At 58.7% G+C, this 18807-nt stretch carries 16 protein-coding genes; 7 read left to right on the top strand and 9 right to left on the bottom strand.

The features are described 5' to 3' along the window. The first annotated feature begins 1 nt into the window (after position 1). Positions 2-1105: a DNA replication/repair protein RecF gene (gene recF, locus AAEZ06_RS15175; protein WP_133100632.1), complete on the top strand. Its 1104-nt coding sequence runs from the start codon at positions 2-4 to the stop codon at positions 1103-1105. A gap of 3 nt (positions 1106-1108) precedes the next feature. Then, positions 1109-3526, top strand: coding sequence for a DNA topoisomerase (ATP-hydrolyzing) subunit B (gene gyrB / locus AAEZ06_RS15170; RefSeq protein WP_149412822.1), 2418 nt, complete (start codon positions 1109-1111; stop codon positions 3524-3526). A gap of 118 nt (positions 3527-3644) precedes the next feature. Here the strand turns inward: gyrB and AAEZ06_RS15165 are convergent, their stop codons facing one another. Next, positions 3645-4364, bottom strand: coding sequence for a response regulator transcription factor (locus AAEZ06_RS15165; RefSeq protein ID WP_149412821.1), 720 nt, complete (start codon positions 4362-4364; stop codon positions 3645-3647). 243 nt (positions 4365-4607) lie between these two features. Between AAEZ06_RS15165 and AAEZ06_RS15160 the strand changes: the two genes are divergently transcribed. From AAEZ06_RS15160 to AAEZ06_RS15150, 3 genes are all read left to right on the top strand, one after another. Beyond that, positions 4608-4859: a hypothetical protein gene (locus AAEZ06_RS15160; protein WP_350615058.1), complete on the top strand. Its 252-nt coding sequence runs from the start codon at positions 4608-4610 to the stop codon at positions 4857-4859. 404 nt (positions 4860-5263) lie between these two features. Continuing rightward, positions 5264-6250 (top strand): FecR family protein, encoded by a 987-nt coding sequence (locus AAEZ06_RS15155; RefSeq protein ID WP_502948036.1) that lies wholly within the window; start codon positions 5264-5266, stop codon positions 6248-6250. Positions 6251-6268: 18 nt separating this feature from the next. Beyond that, entirely contained in the window at positions 6269-8572 is a 2304-nt protein-coding gene (locus AAEZ06_RS15150; RefSeq protein ID WP_149412819.1) for a CHASE2 domain-containing protein, read from the top strand. Positions 8573-8753: 181 nt separating this feature from the next. On the opposite strand, the gene AAEZ06_RS15145 is transcribed toward AAEZ06_RS15150, so the two are convergent. The 4 genes from AAEZ06_RS15145 to glyQ form a co-directional block, all read right to left on the bottom strand. Then, positions 8754-9524, bottom strand: a complete 771-nt coding sequence (locus AAEZ06_RS15145) for a lysophospholipid acyltransferase family protein (RefSeq protein ID WP_350615056.1) — start codon at positions 9522-9524, stop codon at positions 8754-8756. Between the two features lie 84 nt (positions 9525-9608). Continuing rightward, the gene (gene gmhB / locus AAEZ06_RS15140) at positions 9609-10148 is read right to left on the bottom strand and encodes a D-glycero-beta-D-manno-heptose 1,7-bisphosphate 7-phosphatase (protein ID WP_350615174.1); all 540 of its coding nucleotides are present in this window, start codon (positions 10146-10148) and stop codon (positions 9609-9611) included. After that, entirely contained in the window at positions 10148-12202 is a 2055-nt protein-coding gene (glyS, locus tag AAEZ06_RS15135) for a glycine--tRNA ligase subunit beta (protein WP_149412817.1), read from the bottom strand. The genes gmhB and glyS overlap by 1 nt, the downstream gene beginning before the upstream one ends. Beyond that, a complete protein-coding gene (gene glyQ, locus AAEZ06_RS15130; RefSeq protein WP_133100625.1) occupies positions 12199-13152 on the bottom strand; it encodes a glycine--tRNA ligase subunit alpha in 954 nt (317 codons plus the stop codon). Before glyQ ends, glyS begins: the two co-directional genes overlap by 4 nt. An 81-nt stretch (positions 13153-13233) precedes the next feature. On the opposite strand from glyQ, the gene AAEZ06_RS15125 reads away from it, so the two are divergent. Both AAEZ06_RS15125 and AAEZ06_RS15120 read left to right on the top strand, forming a co-directional pair. Then, positions 13234-13791 carry a DNA-3-methyladenine glycosylase I gene (locus AAEZ06_RS15125; protein WP_350615053.1) on the top strand — a complete coding sequence of 186 codons (558 nt, stop codon included), beginning with the start codon at positions 13234-13236 and terminating at the stop codon, positions 13789-13791. A 40-nt stretch (positions 13792-13831) separates the two neighbouring features. Next, positions 13832-14719: a lysophospholipid acyltransferase gene (locus AAEZ06_RS15120; protein ID WP_149412816.1), complete on the top strand. Its 888-nt coding sequence runs from the start codon at positions 13832-13834 to the stop codon at positions 14717-14719. Between the two features lie 73 nt (positions 14720-14792). Here the strand turns inward: AAEZ06_RS15120 and AAEZ06_RS15115 are convergent, their stop codons facing one another. From AAEZ06_RS15115 to fmt, 4 genes are read right to left on the bottom strand one after another with little or no spacing between them, the layout of a single operon-like run. After that, positions 14793-15104 carry a hypothetical protein gene (locus tag AAEZ06_RS15115; protein WP_149412815.1) on the bottom strand — a complete coding sequence of 104 codons (312 nt, stop codon included), beginning with the start codon at positions 15102-15104 and terminating at the stop codon, positions 14793-14795. Between the two features lie 18 nt (positions 15105-15122). Then, positions 15123-16496, bottom strand: coding sequence for a Trk system potassium transporter TrkA (trkA, locus tag AAEZ06_RS15110; RefSeq protein WP_149412814.1), 1374 nt, complete (start codon positions 16494-16496; stop codon positions 15123-15125). A gap of 23 nt (positions 16497-16519) precedes the next feature. Continuing rightward, complete coding sequence (rsmB, locus tag AAEZ06_RS15105) at positions 16520-17830, bottom strand: 16S rRNA (cytosine(967)-C(5))-methyltransferase RsmB (protein ID WP_350615050.1); 1311 nt, start codon at positions 17828-17830, stop codon at positions 16520-16522. Beyond that, positions 17827-18786 carry a methionyl-tRNA formyltransferase gene (fmt, locus tag AAEZ06_RS15100; protein WP_350615048.1) on the bottom strand — a complete coding sequence of 320 codons (960 nt, stop codon included), beginning with the start codon at positions 18784-18786 and terminating at the stop codon, positions 17827-17829. Before fmt ends, rsmB begins: the two co-directional genes overlap by 4 nt. Positions 18787-18807 lie beyond the last annotated feature (21 nt).

Here is an 18807-nt window from a genome sequence, read left to right as displayed (position 1 = left end):
GATGTCCCTCAGTCGCGTCTCGGTCACCGCGGTGCGCAATTTGCACCCGGTGACCCTCTCCCCCTCTCCCCGCATCAATATTCTCCATGGCGCCAACGGCAGTGGCAAAACCAGCGTTCTGGAAGCCATTCACTTGCTGGGGCTTGCCCGTTCCTTTCGCAGTGCGCGTCTGTTGCCGGTGATTCAGTACGAGCAGTTGGCGTGTACCGTATTCGGCCAGGTCGAATTGGCGGAAGGCGGTCACAGCAGCCTGGGGATATCCCGCGACCGTCAGGGGGAATTTCAGATCCGCATTGATGGGCAAAATGCTCGCAGTGCGGCGCAACTGGCGGAAATACTGCCCCTACAATTGATCAACCCCGACAGTTTCCGGTTGCTGGAAGGTGCACCAAAAATTCGCAGGCAGTTCCTCGACTGGGGAGTGTTCCACGTGGAACCGCGCTTCATGGCCACTTGGCAGCGCCTGCAGAAGGCCTTGCGGCAGCGGAACTCGTGGCTGCGGCATGGTACACTTGACGCCGCTTCGCAAGCGGCCTGGGACCGGGAACTGTGCCTGGCCAGCGCTGAAATAGATGAATACCGCCGCGCCTATATCAAAGCCTTGAAACCAGTCTTTGAACAAACCTTGAGTGAGTTGCTAGAGCTCGAAGGTTTAACGCTGAGCTATTACCGTGGTTGGGACAAAGAGCGGGAACTGAGTGCAGTGCTCGCTACCTCTCTACAGCGGGATCAGCAAATTGGTCACACCCAGGCCGGACCACAACGGGCTGATTTGCGCCTTAGATTAGGTGCACATAACGCCGCAGATATTTTGTCTCGCGGTCAGCAGAAGTTGGTGGTCTGTGCGCTGCGTATCGCCCAAGGGCATCTGGTCAGCCAGGCTCGGCGAGGCCAGTGCATTTATCTGGTGGATGACTTGCCGTCCGAACTGGACGAGCAGCACCGCCGCGCGCTATGCCGCTTGTTGGAAGACTTACGCTGCCAGGTGTTTATCACCTGTGTAGACCATGAATTATTGAGGGAAGGCTGGCAGACGGAAACGCCAGTTGCTTTGTTCCACGTGGAACAAGGCCGTATCACCCAGACCCACGACCATCGGGAGTAAGGCATGAGCGAAGAACATACGTACGACTCGACCAGCATTAAAGTGCTTAAAGGTTTGGATGCCGTACGCAAACGTCCCGGTATGTACATCGGTGACACCGATGATGGCAGCGGTCTGCACCACATGGTGTTCGAGGTGGTCGACAACTCGATCGACGAAGCTTTGGCCGGTCACTGCGACGACATCAGCATCATCATCCACCCGGACGAATCCATCACCGTGCGCGACAACGGTCGCGGCATTCCGGTAGATGTGCATAAAGAAGAAGGTGTTTCGGCAGCAGAGGTCATCATGACCGTGCTCCACGCCGGCGGTAAGTTCGACGACAACTCCTACAAAGTATCTGGCGGTTTGCACGGTGTAGGTGTTTCCGTGGTGAACGCCCTCTCCGAACTGCTGGTGCTGACCGTGCGTCGCAGCGGCAAGATCTGGGAACAGACCTACGTTCACGGCGTTCCGCAGGAGCCGATGAAGATCGTTGGCGAAAGCGAAACCACCGGTACCCAGATCCACTTCCGTCCTTCTGACCTAACCTTCAAGAACATCCACTTCAGCTGGGACATCCTGGCCAAGCGGATTCGTGAACTGTCCTTCCTCAACTCCGGTGTCGGCATCGTCCTCAAGGACGAGCGCAGCGGCAAGGAAGAGCTGTTCAAGTACGAAGGTGGTTTGCGTGCGTTCGTTGAATACCTGAATACCAACAAGACTCCGGTCAACGAAGTGTTCCACTTCAACGTACAGCGTGAAGACGGCATCGGCGTGGAAATCGCTCTGCAGTGGAACGACAGCTTCAACGAGAACCTGTTGTGCTTCACCAACAACATTCCACAGCGCGATGGCGGTACTCACCTAGTGGGTTTCCGTTCCGCACTGACGCGTAACCTGAACACCTACATCGAAGCGGAAGGTCTGGCGAAGAAACACAAAGTTGCCACCACCGGCGACGATGCCCGTGAAGGCCTGACCGCGATTATCTCGGTCAAGGTTCCTGATCCTAAGTTCAGCTCGCAGACCAAAGACAAGCTGGTGTCCTCAGAAGTGAAGACGGCAGTGGAACAGGAAATGGGCAAGTACTTCTCCGACTTCCTGTTGGAAAACCCGAACGAAGCCAGGCTGGTTGTCGGCAAGATGATTGACGCGGCGCGGGCTCGTGAAGCGGCGCGTAAAGCCCGTGAAATGACCCGTCGTAAAGGCGCGCTGGATATTGCTGGCCTGCCGGGCAAACTGGCGGACTGCCAAGAGAAGGACCCTGCCCTCTCCGAACTGTACCTAGTGGAAGGTGACTCTGCTGGCGGCTCTGCCAAGCAAGGTCGTAACCGTCGCACCCAGGCCATCCTGCCGTTGAAGGGCAAGATCCTCAACGTCGAGAAAGCCCGCTTCGACAAGATGATTTCCTCTCAGGAAGTCGGCACCTTGATCACCGCTCTGGGCTGTGGCATTGGTCGTGATGAGTACAACATCGCGAAGTTGCGTTATCACAACATCATCATCATGACCGATGCTGACGTCGACGGTTCGCACATCCGTACCCTACTGCTGACCTTCTTCTTCCGTCAGTTGCCGGAGCTGATCGAGCGTGGCTACATCTACATCGCCCAGCCGCCGTTGTACAAAGTGAAAAAAGGCAAGCAAGAGCAATACATCAAAGACGACGACGCCATGGAAGAGTACATGACGCAGTCGGCCCTGGAAGATGCCAGCTTGCACTTGAACGACGAAGCTCCGGGAATCTCCGGGCCGGCGCTGGAGCGTCTGGTAAACGACTTCCGCATGGTGATGAAGACCCTCAAGCGTTTGTCGCGCCTGTACCCTCAGGAGCTGACCGAGCACTTCATCTACCTGCCAGCAGTCAGCCTCGAACAACTGGGCGATCATGCAGCGATGCAGGACTGGTTGGCCCAGTACGAAGTTCGTCTGCGCACCGTGGAAAAATCCGGCCTGGTTTACAAAGCCAGCCTGCGTGAAGACCGTGAACGTAACGTCTGGCTGCCAGAGGTCGAGCTGATCTCCCATGGGCTGTCGAACTACGTCACCTTCAACCGCGACTTCTTCGGCAGCAATGACTACAAGACTGTTGTCACACTCGGCGCGCAACTGAGCACCTTACTGGACGACGGCGCTTATATTCAGCGTGGCGAACGCAAGAAAGCGGTCAAGGAGTTCAAGGAAGCCCTGGACTGGTTGATGGCTGAAAGTACCAAGCGTCACACCATTCAGCGTTATAAAGGTTTGGGCGAAATGAACCCGGATCAGCTATGGGAAACCACCATGGACCCTAGCCAGCGCCGGATGCTACGCGTGACCATCGAAGATGCCATTGGTGCGGACCAGATCTTCAACACCCTGATGGGTGATGCGGTTGAACCTCGTCGTGACTTCATCGAGAGCAATGCCTTGGCGGTGTCTAACCTGGACTTCTAATCAGGCTGCGAAGCAAAACAAAAAAAGGCCAGCGCTTAGCGTTGGCCTTTTTTATTGAGTAAAGAATCGCAAATTTTCTAAATGCTCCACGTGGAACATCTGAGAAGGTGCCTTTTTATTAAGCGCTAGCGGCAGCCACACTCTCCAGCCGATAGCCATACCCGTAGATAGTCAGCAACTGCCATCCCCGGTCAGTCGTCAATCCCAGCTTGTTACGCAGCCGATAGATATGGGTATCAAGCGGCCGTGAAGACACCATTTCCTCATGGGTCCAAAACCGCTCATAGAGGTATTCACGAGACAGTGGCCGCGCCAGGTTAGCGAATAAGCAGCGTGCTAGTCGGTATTCACGCTCGGTCAAGTTGATAGGGTTTCCCCCCCGCGTAACTGTCAACTCGGCGTCATCAAACGTCAGGTCATTGAAGGTTAATACTTCGCTTGCTGCGGATTTCTGTAAACCGTGGCGCCGCAGGACCGCTGTGACCCGTGCCTTGAGTTCATTGGGACGAAAGGGTTTGCTGACGTAATCATCCGCTCCACTGTTCAACGCTTGGACGATGTCGCTCTCGGCATCGCGGCTGGTGAGCATGATGGCTGGCGGTGGTGCGTCCAGGTGTTCGCGGGTCCAGCGCAGGATCGCCAGGCCGCTGAGATCAGGTAGCTGCCAATCGAGCACCAGCAAGTCAAAGGTTTCTCGGCGCAGTTGGCGTAGCAAGTCTTCACCGCGCTCGAAGCAATGCAGCGTCCATGGCTGCTCCGAAGCGCTTGGGATTTGTCGCAGTGTCTGTTCCACCCGCCGTAATTCGGCAGGTTCGTCATCCAGTATCGCGACACGCATGGGAGGGTCCTTTCTTCTTGAAGAATACAGCAGAGGCGTCGGCTCGATTTCATGAGGGAGCACTACTGCGCAGATGCCGACCATTGAATCTGAACAATTATGGCCAAATTCTCAGATCCCTGGATCTCTCGGTACGCTGATATCAAATAGCCGTTTGGCAGTTGAACATCGCGAATACCCAGCTGGAAAGATACCGGCTCAAGACCTTCAGGAAAAGGATCAATGGCAATCAGGTTTTATGCTATGTCGGGACGAGAGGTCGTCATGCAGAAGGTCAGTGTGTGGGGGACGATGTTGATGATGGCCACCGCGGCAAGCCTAGGCACGGAAACGGTTGATGCCTGCAATCCGGTGCAACCCATTCCGGTCGATGAGTTGCACATGCCCAGTGAGTCGGGCGACTCTCTGGGATACGCAGGGCTTCGCAACGTAGAGGCGCCTGCGCAGTTTCAACAAGCCAGCGTACGTCTGCAAAACCAACGGTGGATATTCTAAATCTGAACAAATGTTGCAAATCCCTCTATGCGTCGTCGCTGTAGGTAAATTCTCTATTGCTGTGTGACACAAGCAGGCGTGCGGGATGCACCTGCGACACTTGGATGTGTCAACCGCAGTGCATGGTTCGCCGTGAACTGCCGTCGCAGGGATATGAGGGACAGTATCTCTTCGATGTACACCCCGGATTCGACACTGTTGATCCGGTCGACACATGGACGTGTCATCCATTTTCAATGGATCACCGGCCAGCCGACGATCACTTCCAATGCGCCAGACATTACGGCTATCGAGTGCGATGCGTCATCGGGTATCGTAGGCAGCATTCAAGGTCCTGCCGCCGCAAGACGCTTTCTGAACGTGCTTTCTGATGAACCATTAGAACTAGAATCTTGATGAGCACCATGACCTTCTTTCCCTGCCGATACCGCTCTGCCCTCTTCCTGTTGTTGGGCTCAGGCCTGATTTTTACGCTCGGTGTCAGTAGCCCGTCCGTCATGGCGCGGCCCGCTCCTGTCCGTGCGCCTTACATTGATGACAATCATTTATGTCGTGCACAGCCCTTGCCTGCGGTTGTCCAGCACCTTACAGGCGAAGCCTGGAAGCTGGATGCCAAAGGACGGTCAAGCGTGCTGGAGGAAGGCATGCAGATTGATGAGCAGGAAAGCGTGAAAACTTCCCCATCGGCGTTTGTCAGTCTGCTGCTGGGGGATGGTTCGCGAATCGTGTTGCCATCCAGCTCTCAAGTTCGATTGCACCTAGTGCAAGAGCAGGCAATTCCCCAGGTGATCCTGGAGCAGGGTCAGGTTGAGGCGTATGTGCTCAAGCGCGCCAGCGACTATGATCGTTTTCAGATCGTGACTCCGGTGGGTGTGCTTGGGGTGCGTGGCACCCACTTTCGCGTGCGTAACGATGACGAGCAATCAGTTGTCGAGGTGCTCAATGGTCAAGTGGCGGTTAATCGTACGGAACCGCCGACTGCCGGGCGAACAGCGAAAAAGCAGCTGCCGGTAGGTCCTGTGGAAGGCGAAGTGAAGGTTGGTGCCCGCCAAGGTGTACTGCTCAAAAAACAGGGCGAGCTCAAGACTGTAGAGTTGCTGGACGCGCCCAGGCTGATCGGCCAGGACGGCCAGAAGGGCAATGCGCCGGTCTGGACCCTGTACCTGCGCCCGCAACCGGGTGCCCAGCGTTATCGTGCCCAAGTGGCCACTGATAAAGCGTTTATGAACATCAAGCAGGAAAACTTTTCCAGCGAGCCGCACTTGAGCTTCACTGGATTAAAAGCATCGTTTTATCACGTTCGCGTATCTGCTTTTGATGAACAGGGACTGGAGGGGGAAGCCGGGGTCTATGACATTTTCTATTACCCGCCCGCTACCCGTGTGCAGTAGCGTTGTGGCGACAGGCTGGTGAGGTTTTGGCGCAGGGCTGAAAAGCGCCAGCCGACTCAAGCTCAGCGGCTGTTTTACGGCCTGGTCCGGGAGTGGCTGTGTATCAGCCTGCTGCTGCTGCCAATGACAGCATTCCTGTCTCTGAGCCCTGGCCTTGCGCTCAATAATCTGTTGTATGACAGCCTGCGCCGTTTGGCTCCCTTACCGGTTGATCCGCGCATTCTGCTAGTGACCATCGATGACCTCAGTCTTAAGCAGCTGGGTCAGTGGCCTTGGTCGCGCCGCCTGCATGCCGACCTGATTGACCAACTGAGCGCCGCCAAACCCGCCGGTATTTTGTTCGATGTGATTTTCAGCGAACCGGCTCGTGATCTCGCCAACGATCAACGGCTGGCCCAGGCGCTCTGCGATGCTGGCAATGTGTTACTGCCGCTGATCCGCGAAGGAATGCCTCGCTACGGTCAACCGGTGGCGCAAATCCTGCCCGTGCTGCCCCTTCGCGATTGCGCAAGAGGCGTCGGCCATATCAATGTCGAAGCGGACAGCGACGGCATTGTCCGCAGCCTTTATCTGAGTGAAGGCCCGCCGGGACGAATGACACCCCAATTGGCATGGCTGGCGTTCGAACTGACCGGGCGGCAGGCGGTAATGCCCGGGTTGCCTGCCCCGTCAGACAGCGCCGATTGGCAGCGGGAAAATGCCATTCGGATTCCTTACATCGACACCGACGATGGCTTTCCCAGTGTGCCCTACGTCAGCGTCTTGCGCGGTGAAGTCCCGCCTGAGTTGTTGCGTGATCGCCTGATTCTGGTGGGTGCCACCGCCCCTGGCATGGGGGATCGATACGTCACGCCATTGTCGGCCAGCGTGGGCACCACATCAGGTGTCGAGATCCAGGCCAATATCCTCAATGGCCTGTTGCAAGGGCGCAGCATCACCGTCTTGCCCGTTTGGCTGGCTACGTTGATGGGCACCTCGATGGTTGCGCTGCTATTGGGCCTGCTGCTGTTTCGCCCGCGTTATGCATTGTGGTTGACCCTAGGGTGCATGAGCGCCGCGCTCCTTGGTTCCTGGGGGCTGTTGCGCCTGGGTGGCTGGTGGTCGCCGGGGGCATGCCTGATCGGTTTGCTGCTTGGCTACCTGATCTGGAATTGGCGTCGCCTGAGCGTAATCCTGGCCTATTTCGGCTGGGAGCTGGCACGCCTGGACAGCGAGCCCAATGTGTTGCCGGAGCGTCGTCGTGCGCCCGCCAGTAACGGCGATGTGTTGCAGGGCCGAATCTTCGCTCTGGAGCAAGCTGTCAGCCGCACTCGCGACACCCGACGTTTTATGGCCGATGGCCTGGAGTGTTTGCCGGTGGCCACGCTGATTACAGACCCGAGGGGCGGCATCCTGCTGGCCAATCGCATCGCCCGTGATGTGTTTGGTAGTGAACTGGTTACCGAGAACCTGCTGGAACAGCTCGCGGCGCTGGGCTATCCGCCTTTACTGGATGGCACTCGCCCGCCCCTGTCTGCCCTGGAAATTCTCGAATTTCGTGACACCCAGCAACGCAGCCTGCGCCTGGACCTTGCCCCGCTTCTGCCGGCGGATGGCGATGTGGCTCTGGGCTGGCTGCTGAGCCTGACAGACTTGAGCATTGAGCGTGATGCCCAGCAGCAGCGGGAAACCCTGTTGCGCTTCCTGTCTCACGACCTGCGGGCGCCTCATTCGGCGATTCTTGCGTTGCTGGATGTCCAACGCCATGAATCCCCAGAGGTCGCACCTGTATTTGTGCAAATAGAACAACAAGTGCGTCGCGCCTTGAACCTGACCGAGTCGTTTGTCCAACTGGCCAAAGCCGAATCCGACGGCTATCAGTTCCAGCCCAGCTTGTTCGCCATGCTGGTGCTCGATGCGTTTGACCAGGTTGCGCTACTGGCCCAGTTGAAAGGCATCCAGTTGGTTAATGACCTGGATGAGGCTGGCGAGGAAATGGTCTGGGCTGATCAATCGCTGCTGACTCGCGCCTTGTTCAATCTGTTGGAGAACGCGATTAAATACAGCCCGTTCGGTACGACCGTCACCTTGAGCCTCGAAAGCACAGGAGAATGCTTGGAGTGTCGTATCAAGGATCAAGGCCCAGGCATCGCCGCTGAGAATTTACCTGATCTGTTCAGCCAATACCGACGCTTCGCCTCTGCCCAGGGCAGCGAAGGATTGGGGCTGGGCCTGACCATGGTCAAGGCGGTAGTGGATCGTCATGCTGGCCGTATCGGGTGTGAGAGCGTAGTGGGCGAAGGCACTGTGTTCAGGCTGCAACTGCCCCTCTGGAAAGACTAAATAGCAGGCTTTTTACCTGTGCATAAAAAACCGGCCTCAAGGGCCGGTTTTTTACTGCTGAAAAAACTTATGCACTATTTCAGTTGTTTTATGAGTTTGAGAAATATGTAGGTAAATCATCAGCCTACAATAAAAAAACTACAATTCGCCAACAAACCGTACACAGCTTATCCACAGAAACTCAAATCACCGTCTGATCTTCTGCAACCGGCAAAGGCGGCAGCGAACCCATGGCCCTTTGTTGTGCTTCATTCCAGGCCGAAGCACGGTCATTGAGCGCGGCAATGGCACGCGGGCCGCTGCCTTCGGCGTACATCGGTTCGCCGATCACCACGGTAATGGTGCCCGCGCGTTTAGCCCAACCCGTCTTCGGCCAGAACTTGCCGGCATTGTGGGCTATCGGCAGGACCGGCAGGTCAGCGTTGACCGCCAACGCCGTACCACCGCGTGAAAATTTGCCGACCGTACCGAACGGCACGCGAGTACCTTCGGGGAAGATCAGTACCCAAACCCCGTCCTTGAGCAGCTCGTTACCCTTCTTCGCCACGTGTTTGAGCGCGGCCTTGGGGTTGTCGCGGTCGATGGCGATCGGCCGCAGCATAGCCATGGCCCAGCCAAAGAATGGCACGTACAACAGTTCACGCTTGAGCACCTGGCTCAATGGCGAAAAATACGCCGACAGAAAGAAGGTTTCCCAGGTGCTTTGGTGGTTCGACAGAATCACGCAGGGTGTGTCCGGGACATTTTCGGCGCCCTTGATCTCGAAACGAATGTTCAGGAACACCTTGGTCAGCCACAACGCGCAGCGGCACCAAAAAACATTAATGAAACGATAGCGCGCCTTGAATGGCAAAAAAGGCGCGATAAAAAAGCTCAGGGTGCACCAGAGGAAGGAACTGGTGCCCAGCAGCAGGTAAAAGAAGAAGGTTCTGATGGCCTGCAAGATCGACATGGCGGCATTTACCGTTGCGGGCCGAGGCCCGCCTGTTAAAAGCGCGCTCCCGAACAGTCCTTGATCAGGAAGTCAGAAGTGCTGCTAGTTGTTGATAAGTTCTGTGGCAACCGCCGCCAGATCGTCAAAAATCAAGGTGCCTACCGGCAGGGTTTTACCCTGGGTCTTTTCGCCTTTTCCGGTTTTTACCAAAACTGGTTGTGAGTCGACGGCTTTGGCCGCCTCCAAGTCACCGAGACTGTCCCCGACGAACCATAGGCCCGTCAACGGCACATTGTAATACTCTGCAATAGTTTTCAGCATGCCCGGTTTTGGCTTGCGACAAGCGCAGCCCTCATCCGGCCCGTGGAGGCAGTAAACCACCAGCCCCACTTCACCGCCCTGCTCTGCTACCAATGTGCGCAAACGCGCGTGCATGGCATCGAGGGTGGCAACATCGTAGTAGCCACGGGCGATGCCGGACTGGTTGGTAGCGATTGCCACCGTCCAGCCCGCCTTGCTCAACTGCGCGATGGCCTCGATCGAGCCGGGCAATGGAATCCACTCCTCCACCGACTTGATGTAAGCGTCGGAGTCGTAGTTGATCACCCCGTCCCGATCGAGAATCAGCAGTTTCAACATGATCAGCCCAGTACGGAAATGTCAGCGATATTGATAAACAACCCACGCAGACGCGCCAGCATGGCGTAGCGGTTTTTCCGCACGCCCGCATCTTCGGCATTGATCATCACCGCTTCAAAGAACGCATCGACCGGCTCACGCAAGGTGGCCAGGCGCGCCAATGCTTCGGCGTAGTTGCGTTCAGCGATCAGCGGCTTCACCGCGTTTTCCGCCTTGGCGATGGCCGAGTTCAGCGAGAACTCCTTGGCGTCGGCAAACAGGCCGGGATCGACTTCAGCAGAGCCGAGGTTTTCGGCCTTGCTCAGCAGGTTCGACACACGTTTGTTTACGGCGGCCAACGCATCAGCTTCTGGCAACTTGCAAAAGGCCTGAACGGCTTGCACGCGCTGATCGAAGTCCAGCGCCGAACCCGGTTGCAGGGCACGAACCGACAGGTAGACCGAAACGTCCACACCTTCGTCTTCGTAACGAGCACGCAGACGATCGAAGACGAACTCCAGCACTTGCTCGGCCAGGCCGGCTTGCTTGACCTTGGCGCCGAACTGGCCGACGGCAAACACCACGGCCTGGGTCAGGTCGAGGTCGAGCTTCTTGTCGATCAGAATCCGCAGCACGCCCAGGGCTGCACGGCGCAGGGCGTACGGGTCTTTGCTGCCGGTAGGCAACATGCCGATGCCAAAGATACCCACCAGGGTATCGAGCTTGTCGGCGATGGCCACGGCTGCGCCGGTGACGGTAGTCGGTAGTTCAGCACCCGCACCGCGCGGCATGTATTGCTCGTTCAGGGCCAGGGCGACATCTTGCGGCTCGCCGTCATTGAGGGCGTAGTAGTAACCGGCAACACCTTGCATCTCCGGGAACTCGCCGACCATTTCCGTGGCCAGGTCGCACTTGGACAGCAGGCCGGCTCGGGCGGCGAGAGTGGCATCGCCGCCAATGCGTGGGGCGATGTAGGCCGCCAGCTTGGAAACCCGCACAGCCTTGTCGTAGACGCTGCCCAGTTTTTCCTGGAACACCACGTTTTGCAGGCGCAGGTTGAAGTCTTCCAGCTTCTGCTTCTTGTCTTGCTTGAAGAAGAACTCGGCATCGGTCAGGCGCGGGCGAACGACTTTCTCGTTACCTTCGATGATCTGCTGCGGGTCCTTGCTCTCGATATTGGCCACGGTGATGAAACGCGGCAGCAATTTGCCGTCGACGTCCAGCAGGCAGAAATACTTCTGGTTGTCCTGCATGGTGGTGATCAGCGCTTCTTGCGGCACGTCGAGGAAACGCTCTTCGAACGAGCACACCAGCGGCACTGGCCACTCAACCAGGGCGGTCACTTCGTCCAGCAGGCTTGGCGGCACGATGGCGGTGCCTTCCTGCGAACGGGCCAGCTCTTCGGTGCGCTTGCTGATCAGCTCGCGGCGCTCATTGGCATCCGCCAGCACATAGGCTGCACGAAGGTCATTGAGGTAGTTGGCCGGCGCGGTGATGCGCACGCTTTCTGGGTGATGGAAGCGGTGACCACGCGAATCCCGGCCAGCCCTCTGGGCGAGGATGGTGCAATCGACGACCTGGTCACCGAGCAGCATTACCAGCCATTGGGTCGGACGCACGAACTCTTCCTTGCGGGCACCCCAGCGCATGCGCTTGGGAATCGGCAGGTCGTTCAGGGAGTCTTCAACGATGGTCGGCAAGAGGCTTGCGGTTGGCTTGCCCTTGATGATCTGGCTGAAGCGCAGTTTCGGACCGCTCTGGTCGATTTCGCTTAGCTCGACGCCGCACTTCTTGGCAAAACCCAAGGCTGCTTGCGTCGGGTTGCCTTCAGCATCGAAGGCGGCCTGGCGTGGCGGGCCGTCGAGGTTGATGCTGCGATCAGGTTGCTGAGTGGCCAAAGCGGTGATCAGGACGGCCAGGCGGCGTGGTGCGGCGTAGACCTTCTTGGCTTCATAACCCAGGCCAGCGGCTTGCAGGCCCTTGTCGATACCGGCCAGAAACGCGTCGGCCAGGGTATTGAGTGCCTTGGGCGGCAGCTCTTCGGTGCCCAGTTCAACCAGGAAATCTTGAGCACTCATTGTGCAGCCTCCAGCTTAGCCAACACTTCATCACGCAGGTCTGGGTGCGCCATCGGGAAGCCGAGCTTGGCGCGAGCCAGCAGGTAGGCTTGGGCGACGGAACGCGCCAGGGCGCGTACACGCAGAATGTATTGCTGGCGCGCAGTAACCGAGATGGCTCGGCGGGCATCCAGCAGGTTGAAGGTGTGGGATGCCTTCAGGACCATCTCATAGCTTGGCAACGGCAGCGGCTGATCCAGTTCGATCAGGCGCTTGGCTTCGCTTTCGTAGAAGTCGAACAGCTCGAACAGTTTCTCGACGTTGGCGTGTTCGAAGTTGTAGGTCGACTGCTCCACTTCGTTCTGGTGGAACACATCGCCATAAGTGACCTTGCCGAACGGACCGTCAGCCCAGACCAGGTCGTAGACCGAATCCACGCCCTGCAGGTACATGGCCAGGCGCTCAAGACCGTAAGTGATCTCGCCGGTCACCGGGTAGCACTCGATGCCGCCCGCTTGCTGGAAGTAGGTGAACTGGGTGACTTCCATGCCGTTGAGCCAGACTTCCCAGCCCAAACCCCAGGCGCCCAGGGTCGGCGATTCCCAGTTGTCTTCGACGAAACGAATGTCGTGGACCAGCGGGTCCAGGCCGACATGTTTCAATGAGCCCAGGTACAACTCCTGGAAATTGTCCGGGTTAGGCTTCAAGACCACCTGGAACTGATAGTAGTGCTGCAGGCGGTTTGGGTTTTCGCCGTAGCGGCCGTCAGTCGGGCGACGACTGGGCTGCACATAAGCGGCGTTCCAGGTTTCCGGGCCGATGGCCCGCAGGAAGGTAGCGGTGTGGAAAGTGCCGGCGCCTACTTCCATATCATAGGGCTGAAGTACCACACAGCCTTGCTCGGCCCAGTATTGCTGGAGGGCGAGGATCAAGTCTTGGAAGGTACGCACGGCTGGCGTAGGCTGGCTCACGAAATTCACCTGTTACTTGGGCTGCGATTTAAAGAGCGGGAGTATACCCGATTCGGCCGCGCCACCATCCCCTGGAGCCTTATGCCACGCTGCTTTTGGTGTTCTGAAGATCCGCTGTACATGGCTTATCACGATCAGGAGTGGGGAACGCCGCTACGCGATGCGCAGGGTTTGTTCGAGTTGCTTTTACTCGAAGGGTTCCAGGCGGGCCTGTCCTGGATCACCGTTTTACGCAAACGCGAGCACTATCGAAAGGTGTTGTTCGCTTTTGATGTACAGCGGGTGGCGCAGATAAGCGATGAAGAAATCGAGGCATTGATGCTTGATCCGGGAATTATCCGCAATCGTCTGAAACTCAATGCCGCCCGGCGCAATGCCGTTGCCTGGCTGGCTTTGGAGGACCCGGTAGGGTTTCTCTGGTCGTTTGTCGGCGGCGTGCCGAGCATCAATCATTTCAAGGATCGCTGCGAAGTGCCGGCCGTCACGCCCATCGCAGAAGCCATGAGTAAAGGCTTGAAAAAAGCCGGCTTCACGTTCGTCGGGCCGACCATCTGTTACGCGTTCATGCAGGCCTCGGGTATGGTCATGGACCACACCCTAGACTGTGATCGTTACGCTACCCTCGCCAACGGCGGTTAGAATGGTCGCTTTGCGCACCGCACAACATCAGGAGTGACCTGTGGAAAAGATTAAAGGCGCCTTGCTGGTAGGCGCTCTGAGGCTGTTTGCCCTGCTGCCTTGGCGCGCCGTGCAAGCCGTGGGGACGGCCATTGGCTGGATCATGTGGAAAACCCCCAATCGCTCCCGTGACACGGTGCGGATCAACCTGTCCAAATGCTTCCCGGATATGGACCCGGCCGAGCGCGAGCGTCTGGTGGGGCAAAGCCTGATGGACATCGGCAAGTCCCTGACCGAAAGCGCCTGTGCCTGGATCTGGCCGGCCCAGCGCTCCATCGACCTGGTGCGCGAAGTCGAAGGCCTGGAAGTGCTGCACGAAGCGTTGGCTTCCGGCAAAGGCGTGGTGGGCATCACCAGCCACCTGGGCAACTGGGAAGTGTTGAACCACTTCTATTGCAACCAGTGCAAACCGATCATTTTCTACCGTCCGCCCAAGCTCAAGGCGGTGGATGACTTGCTACGCAAACAGCGGGTGCAGTTGGGCAACCGGGTGGCGGCGTCCACCAAGGAAGGCATCCTCAGTGTCATCAAGGAAGTGCGCAAAGGTGGCCAGGTGGGTATTCCTGCTGATCCGGAGCCGGCAGAGTCTGCCGGGATCTTCGTGCCGTTCTTCGCCACTCAGGCGCTGACCAGCAAGTTTGTGCCGAACATGCTGGCGGGCGGTAAAGCCGTTGGCGTGTTCCTGCATGCGCTACGGCTGCCGGACGGTTCGGGGTACAAAGTGATTCTCGAAGCGGCGCCGGACGACATGTACAGCACCGACACCGCAACTTCCTGCGCAGCGATGAGCAAGGTGGTGGAGCGGTATGTGAGGGCGTATCCGAGCCAGTACATGTGGAGCATGAAACGCTTCAAGAAACGCCCGCCGGGTGAGGCGCGGTGGTACTAAGCCCGGCGCAAGCCTCTAGAGGCTGTGAGGCTCATTGTGGCGGGCGGGCAAGCCCGCTTGCCACATGAGTAATTCAAGTCTGGCGATCGAGTTTCTTCAGAAACACTGTCATCTCTTTCTCTGCCTGCTTGTCGCCATGGGCCTGCGCGGCTGCAATCCCCTGCTCCCAGGCCAGTCGCGCCGCTGCGCGATCATCCAGCCCCAACTGCGCTTTACCCAACAGCTTCCACGCCGCCGAATACTTCGGATCAAACGCCACGCATTGCTGTAAATGCTCGGCCGCCTTGGCATTGTCTTTCAGGTCCAGATAACCCTTGCCCAACCCAAAGCGCAGCAGCGAGTTATCCACACCCTTGGCGAGCATTTTTTCCAGGGATTCGAGCATATCGGTCACTCCGGTTGATCAGAAAAAGCTCAGTCCCACGTGGAACAGCTTTTCCACATCGCGGATATGTTTTTTATCCACAAGGAACAGAATCACGTGGTCGCCGGTAGCGATCACCGTGTCGTCGTGAGCGATGATCACCTCTTCATCACGGATGATCGCGCCGATGGTGGTCCCAGGCGGCAAGCCAATGTCGCGGATTGCCTTACCGATCACCTTGCTCGACTTCGAGTCGCCGTGGGCAATCGCCTCGATGGCTTCCGCTGCGCCCCGGCGCAACGAGTGAACGCTGACGATATCGCCGCGCCGCACGTGGGCCAACAAAGTGCCGATGGTCGCCAGTTGCGGGCTGATGGCGATGTCGATATCGCCGCCCTGGATCAGATCGACATAGGCCGGGTTGTTGATGATGGTCATCACCTTCTTCGCCCCCAGCCGTTTAGCCAGCAAGGACGACATGATGTTGGCTTCGTCATCGTTGGTCAGGGCCAGGAAAAGATCGGCGTCGGCGATGTTTTCTTCCAGCAGCAGGTCGCGGTCCGATGCACTGCCTTGCAGTACGACGGTGCTGTCGAGGGTGTCGGACAAGTACCGGCAGCGCGCCGGGTTCATCTCGATGATCTTCACCTGGTAGCGGCTTTCGATGGCCTCGGCCAAACGTTCGCCGATCTGCCCGCCACCGGCGATGACGATGCGTTTGTAGCTCTCATCGAGCCGGCGCATTTCGCTCATTACCGCGCGAATATTTGCCTTGGCGGCGATGAAGAACACTTCGTCGTCGGCCTCGATCACCGTGTCACCCTGGGGCAGGATCGGCCGGTCGCGACGAAAAATCGCCGCCACCCGGGTCTCGACATTTGGCATGTGCTCGCGCAGCTGGCGCAGTTGCTGACCCACCAGGGGCCCGCCGTAGTAGGCCTTGACCGCCACCAACTGCGCCTTGCCTTCGGCAAAGTCGATCACTTGCAGGGCGCCGGGGTGTTCGATCAGGCGCTTGATGTAATGGGTGACCACCTGTTCCGGGCTGATCAGTACGTCTACCGGAATCGCGTCGTTGTCGAACAGGCCGGCGCGGGTCAGGTAGGCCGCTTCCCGCACCCGGGCGATTTTGGTTGGGGTGTGGAACAGGGTGTGGGCGACCTGGCAGGCGACCATATTGGTTTCGTCGCTGTTGGTCACGGCCACCAGCATGTCGGCGTCGTCGGCGCCGGCCTGGCGTAGCACCGTCGGGAACGAGGCGCGACCCTGCACGGTGCGGATATCGAGGCGGTCGCCCAGATCACGCAGGCGCTCGCCGTCGGTGTCGACCACGGTAATGTCGTTGGCTTCACTGGCCAAATGCTCGGCCAGCGTGCCGCCGACCTGCCCTGCGCCGAGGATGATGATTTTCATCCGGTCACTCCTTTAAAACTATTTCAGCCGCGTGCGGCGGCAATCTTGATCAGTTTGGCGTAGTAGAAGCCGTCGTGACCGCCCTCTTGGGCCAGCAGCTGGCGGCCATGAGGCTGCTTGATCCCCGCCTGGATGTCGAGGTCCAACTCCCGCGCGCCGCTGGTGCGAGCGAGGAAGGCTTCGATCACTTCGGTGTTCTCGGTGGGCAGGGTGGAGCAGGTGGCGTAGAGCAAGATGCCGCCAACTTCCAGGGTCGGCCACAGGGCATCGAGCAACTCACCTTGCAATACGGCCAGGGCGGCGATGTCGTCGGGCTGGCGGGTCAGCTTGATATCCGGGTGGCGGCGAATCACCCCGGTGGCCGAACACGGTGCATCCAGCAGGATGCGCTGGAACGGCTTGCCGTCCCACCAAACGGCGGTGTCGCGGCCGTCGGCGGCGATCAGTTCGGCGCTCAGACCAAGGCGCGCAAGGTTTTCCCGCACCCGTACCAGGCGCTTGGCTTCCAGGTCCACCGCCACTACGCCGGCCAGGCCAGGCTCGACTTCCATGATGTGGCAAGTCTTGCCGCCCGGTGCGCAGCAGGCGTCCAGAACCCGTTGACCAGGCGCCAGGTCCAGGAGGCCTGCGGCCAGTTGTGCGGCTTCGTCCTGCACGCTGATCCAGCCCTCGGCGAAGCCTGGCAGATTGCGCACATCGCCAGGTTCAGTAAGGACGATACCGTCCTGGCTGTAGACGCAGGCGGTGGCGGCAATGCCTGCCTCGCTCAGTAATACAAGGTAAGCGTCACGGCTTTTATGGCGCCGATTGACCCGCAAAATCATCGGAGGATGAGCATTGTTGGCGGCGCAGATGGCCTCCCATTGCTCAGGCCAGAAGGCTTTCAGGGATTTTTGCAGCCAGCGCGGGTGGGCGGTGCGCACCACCGGGTCATGTTCCAGCTCGGCCAGCAGCGCTTCGCTTTCCCGTTGGGCGCGGCGCAGCACGGCGTTGAGCAGGGCCTTGGCCCAGGTTTTTTTCAGTTTGTCGGCGCAACCGACGGTTTCACCGATGGCCGCGTGGGGTGGCACGCGGGTGTAAAGCAGTTGATAAAGGCCAACCAGCAGCAGCGCCTCGACATCGGCATCCGCAGCCTTGAACGGTTTTTGCAGCAACTTGGCCGCTAACGCCGACAATCGCGGCTGCCAGCGAGCGGTACCGAAGGCCAGGTCCTGGGTGAAGCCGCGATCACGGTCTTCGACTTTATCCAGCTGGATCGGCAACGAACTGTTGAGGGAAGCCTTGCCGTTGAGCACGGCGGCCAGGGCCTTGGCGGCGGCCAGACGCGGGTTCATTGGGCGTCCACCGCAAGGCCCAGGACGATGCCGGCTGCAAATTTCTCACGACGGCTGTTGAACAAATCGCTGAAGTTCAGCGCCTTGCCACCGGGCAACTGCAAACGGGTCAGACACAGCGCCTGCTCGCCGCAGGCCACCAGCAGGCCGTCCTTGCTGGCGCCAATGATTTCGCCCGGCGTGCCCTTGCCTTCGGCCAGGGTAGAGGCGAGGACTTTCAAGGCTTCGCCATTGAGGGTGCTGTGGCAAACCGGCCATGGGTTGAAGGCGCGAACCAGGCGCTCCAACTCCACTGCCGGGAGGCTCCAGTCGATGCGGGCTTCGTCCTTGTTCAGTTTGTGGGCGTAGGTGGCGAGGCTGTCGTCCTGCACTTGGCCCTCCAACGTGCCCGCTGCCAAACCGACGATGGTCTGGACGACGGCCGCAGGGCCCATCTCGGCCAGGCGGTCGTGGAGGCTGCCGCCGGTGTCTTCATTGCTGATCGGCGTGGTGACTTTCAGCAGCATCGGCCCAGTGTCCAGGCCCGCTTCCATGCGCATCACGGTCACGCCGCTCTCGGCATCACCGGCTTGCACCGCGCGCTGGATGGGCGCAGCTCCGCGCCAGCGCGGCAACAGCGAAGCATGGCTGTTGATGCAACCCAAGCGAGGGATATCCAGCACCACTTGCGGCAGGATCAAACCGTAGGCCACCACCACCAGCAAATCCGGTTTTAGTGCAGCCAGTTCGGCCTGGGCGTCGGCGTTACGCAGGGTTGGCGGTTGCAGCACGACGATGTTGTTCTCAAGTGCCAGTTGCTTGACCGGGCTGGGCATCAGTTTTTGCCCGCGACCGGCCGGGCGATCCGGTTGGGTGTACACCGCCACGATCTCATAGGGGCTGGCGAGCAGGGCCTTAAGGTGTTCGGCGGCGAATTCGGGGGTGCCGGCAAAAACGATGCGCAGTGGCTCGGTCATGGGAAACATCTCACAAAAGAA

Source organism: Pseudomonas sp. HY7a-MNA-CIBAN-0227 (assembly GCF_040310325.1).
Classification (GTDB): domain Bacteria; phylum Pseudomonadota; class Gammaproteobacteria; order Pseudomonadales; family Pseudomonadaceae; genus Aquipseudomonas.
The sequence above is the reverse complement of the archived record's forward strand: the minus strand, read 5'-3'. Positions and strand labels throughout refer to the sequence as shown.

Bases quoted from the DNA above. Each gene is read 5' to 3' on its own strand.
- recF (WP_133100632.1), top strand. From the start codon at position 2: ATGTCCCTCAGTCGCGTCTCGGTCACCGCGGTGCGCAATTTGCACCCG.
- gyrB (WP_149412822.1), top strand. From the start codon at position 1,109: ATGAGCGAAGAACATACGTACGACTCGACCAGCATTAAAGTGCTTAAA.
- AAEZ06_RS15165 (WP_149412821.1), bottom strand. From the start codon at position 4,364: ATGCGTGTCGCGATACTGGATGACGAACCTGCCGAATTACGGCGGGTG.
- AAEZ06_RS15160 (WP_350615058.1), top strand. From the start codon at position 4,608: ATGTCGGGACGAGAGGTCGTCATGCAGAAGGTCAGTGTGTGGGGGACG.
- AAEZ06_RS15155 (WP_502948036.1), top strand. From the start codon at position 5,264: ATGACCTTCTTTCCCTGCCGATACCGCTCTGCCCTCTTCCTGTTGTTG.
- AAEZ06_RS15145 (WP_350615056.1), bottom strand. From the start codon at position 9,524: ATGTCGATCTTGCAGGCCATCAGAACCTTCTTCTTTTACCTGCTGCTG.
- glyS (WP_149412817.1), bottom strand. From the start codon at position 12,202: ATGAGTGCTCAAGATTTCCTGGTTGAACTGGGCACCGAAGAGCTGCCG.
- AAEZ06_RS15125 (WP_350615053.1), top strand. From the start codon at position 13,234: ATGCCACGCTGCTTTTGGTGTTCTGAAGATCCGCTGTACATGGCTTAT.
- AAEZ06_RS15115 (WP_149412815.1), bottom strand. From the start codon at position 15,104: ATGCTCGAATCCCTGGAAAAAATGCTCGCCAAGGGTGTGGATAACTCG.
- trkA (WP_149412814.1), bottom strand. From the start codon at position 16,496: ATGAAAATCATCATCCTCGGCGCAGGGCAGGTCGGCGGCACGCTGGCC.
- rsmB (WP_350615050.1), bottom strand. From the start codon at position 17,830: ATGAACCCGCGTCTGGCCGCCGCCAAGGCCCTGGCCGCCGTGCTCAAC.
- fmt (WP_350615048.1), bottom strand. From the start codon at position 18,786: ATGACCGAGCCACTGCGCATCGTTTTTGCCGGCACCCCCGAATTCGCC.